The organism is Thermosynechococcus sp. Uc, from assembly GCF_029335995.1.
Taxonomy (GTDB): domain Bacteria; phylum Cyanobacteriota; class Cyanobacteriia; order Thermosynechococcales; family Thermosynechococcaceae; genus Thermosynechococcus.
The window spans coordinates 1-3,079 of sequence record NZ_JARJMS020000035.1; the positions used below are offsets into that span (position 1 = coordinate 1).

Here is a 3,079-nt window from a genome sequence, read left to right on the forward strand (position 1 = left end):
CCCCAGGCCGGCGCAGTTGGCATCGTTACCAATCACTGTGGGTTTGCCCGTCAATTGTTCGAGGCTGTCGCTAATGGGTACTTCGTACCAGTCAAGGTTAATGGCGCGGCGGGCAATGCGACCGCTGGCATCCACAGGCCCCGGCATGCCCATCCCAATGGCCAATGCCCGATCCTCAGCATCCAGTTCCTTCATCCCCTGCACGATAGCTTTAATCACCCGTTCTGGAAAGGGAGGCTGGGGAGTCGGCAGTGTCAGGGCATTCAGACAATTCCCCTTGGGACTAAATCGCCCCATTTTGATGGCAGTGCCACCGAGATCAACACCAATGACGTAGGGTTCGCTCACAGAGATTTGGTCGGCTTCAATTGCAGGCGATCGCGGGCATCTGCGCCCAGTTGAATAGTTACATCCGATGCTAGCACACCTGTACTCTCTACCCGTACTTCTCCAAATCCTAGGAATAACTGCACTTGACGGGCTGCTGCCAAATCTCCCTGCTGAGCAATGATGCGGGTAATTGGCAGGGATTGGGGCAATGGTTCAGCAACCATTGGATCGGGGTAACCTGCGGTTTCCAGTTGCTGACTTAGGCGCAGAACCAATGACTCTGGCAACGTGGTATTTTGAATGGCAATACGCACTTGGGCAGGGGCGGTCAAACCTGTTGCCCGCGGATTGGCAGGGGGTGTATCACGGAAATACTGATCCGTTAGCCAAGCAATCCGCCGGTAATCGGGCAACCAATAGCTGACTTTTACTTCATCAATAGTGCCGTTAAAGTTGCCCGGCAGCATTAAAAACTCTACCCGCGATCGCGGCAAACGGGTGAGGAATTGTCCCAAGCTCACGAGTTCCTGAATCGTTAAATTCGTGTCCAAATGCTCACGAATAATGCTGAGAATTTGCGGCATGCGAGCAAAGGTTTCAGGGCGAGCAGTTTGCTCCATCAACGCCCGCAAAAACATTTGTTGTCGCTGGACACGGCCAATATCCCCAAGGGCATCGTAGCGAAAGCGAATAAACTGCAAGGCTTGGTTGCCATTTAGGTGCTGCCGTCCCGGCTGCAAATCAATGTACAGGTGTTGACTGTCATCGCGATAGCGCATGGCTGTGGGTACATCCAGCGTCACCCCCCCAAGGGCATCAATCAGTTTCTCAATGCCTTGAACGTTAATGCGCAAATAGCGATGAATGGGCACACGACCCAACAGCTCACTGACGGTTTCCGCCGCCAGTGCTGGCCCGCCGAGGGCATTGGCTTCGTTGATTTTGGCATCTCCTCGGCCGCGGATGAAGGTCAGCGTATCGCGGGGAATTGACAGCACCACCAAACGTTGCTGTACGGGATCAAAACGCACCAGTAGGAGTGAGTCTGACAACCCCTCAACGGAGTTGACAAGGGCGTGGTAGGTGAGGTTGGGGTCGGTTGGTTGATCTAAGTCAGAGGTCAAGACCTTAGAGCCAATGAGTAACAAATTCAAGGGTTGATGGAGCCTTGCCCCTGTCCAGCGATCGCCCCATTGACACACCTGCCATTCCCCACCGGTGAGCGATCGCTGCAGGAGCGGTGTACTCTGACTCAGGAGCCCCCCCAATGCCCCTAAGCTGCCGGAGATCAAGGCAATCCCTAGCCACAACACCAGTCGCCAAAATAGAACCCCTTCTTCAGGCGGAGCGGGTCGTCGTCGGTGCTGCCATCGAGTTAACACTACTGCCTCGCCACATTAAAAATTCCCTAAAGCCTACCATATTGCTCTTTATAGCTTTTTTTGTATGAATACCTCCAGCGCCTTCGATACTACGTTTCACCCTTTGGCGTCTGTGCCCTTCCCGTAAAAAGAACTGTTAACAAATTAGCAGGATACAATACTCAAATATCCATCCCATACGCAGCTCATTACCGCCAACATGCAATTTATTGACCTTGCGGAAATTCATGTCAAAGCCGGTAAAGGGGGCGACGGCATTATTGCCTTTCGCCGTGAAAAATACGTGCCTGCGGGGGGCCCATCGGGGGGCAATGGCGGCAATGGTGGATCAGTCATTCTCAAAGCAGTGTCCCATTTACAAACGCTGCTGGACTTTCGCTATGCTCATGTTTTTAAGGCAGAAAATGGCCAACGGGGCGGACCAAATAACCGCACCGGCGCCTGTGGTGCCGATTTAATTATTGAAGTGCCCTGCGGCACAATGGTCTGGGATGCCAAAACGGAGGAATTGCTGGGAGACCTCACTACCCCTGGTCAAACACTGCTGGTGGCCAAGGGGGGCAAAGGGGGTCTAGGGAATAAGCATTTTCTCAGCAATCATCAGCGGGCACCGGATTATGCCCTCCCCGGCCTAGAGGGTGAAGAGCGACACCTGCGGCTAGAACTCAAGCTGCTGGCGGAAGTGGGCATTATTGGCCTGCCCAATGCCGGCAAATCAACTCTCATTTCTGTGCTGTCGGCGGCGCGGCCCAAAATTGCCGATTATCCCTTTACAACGTTGGTGCCCAATTTAGGGGTAGTGCGCCAGCCTAACGGGGATGGAACGGTATTTGCCGATATTCCCGGTCTGATTGCGGGTGCCCATGCAGGCCTGGGATTGGGACATGAGTTTCTCCGCCATATTGAGCGCACCCGTCTGCTGCTGCATTTGATTGATGCGACGGCTGAAGATGTGGTGAGCGCCTACCAAACCATTCGCAATGAATTGGTGGCCTATGGCCATGGGTTGGGCGATCGCCCGCAGATTGTTGTTCTCAATAAGATAGATGCCCTAGAGCCTTCTCGGGTCACCGCTGTTCAGGAAACCCTCAGCGCGTATTTGGGAAAACCCGTATTTGCCATTTCTGCAGTGGCGCGTCAGGGGTTGGAGCCTCTCCTAGACGCCATTTGGCAGGAACTAGGGGTCAAAGTTTCCCATCAGTATTGCTGATTCGATGGCTGCGGTTGAGGAGTAACTGAGGAAAAATGAACACCAGAGGATCCCTTGTCTTGGGGGCGATCGCTTTGGGCAGTAGTCTAGTTTTAGGGCTATGTTCCCCCAGCCTATGCCAACCCACCCCGCCCCCCTTTCAAGAACTGGCCAATCA

Annotated in this window: 3 protein-coding genes; 1 reads left to right on the forward strand and 2 read right to left on the reverse strand. The window is 53.8% G+C overall.

The window, feature by feature from the left end; all coding sequences use genetic code 11:
- Together P3X23_RS03805 and P3X23_RS03810 are read right to left on the reverse strand one after the other, a co-directional pair.
- Positions 1-348, reverse strand: a 348-nt coding sequence (locus P3X23_RS03805) for an ROK family protein (RefSeq protein WP_300873301.1), incomplete at its 3' end; no start/stop codon positions are given.
- Complete coding sequence (locus P3X23_RS03810) at positions 345-1,712, reverse strand: LCP family protein (protein ID WP_300873302.1); 1,368 nt, start codon at positions 1,710-1,712, stop codon at positions 345-347. The genes P3X23_RS03810 and P3X23_RS03805, both read right to left, overlap by 4 nt.
- A gap of 199 nt (positions 1,713-1,911) precedes the next feature.
- Here P3X23_RS03810 and cgtA point away from each other — a divergent pair, with 199 nt between their 5' ends.
- Positions 1,912-2,922 (forward strand): Obg family GTPase CgtA, encoded by a 1,011-nt coding sequence (cgtA, locus tag P3X23_RS03815; protein ID WP_300873304.1) that lies wholly within the window; start codon positions 1,912-1,914, stop codon positions 2,920-2,922.
- The last annotated feature ends 157 nt before the right edge of the window (positions 2,923-3,079 follow it).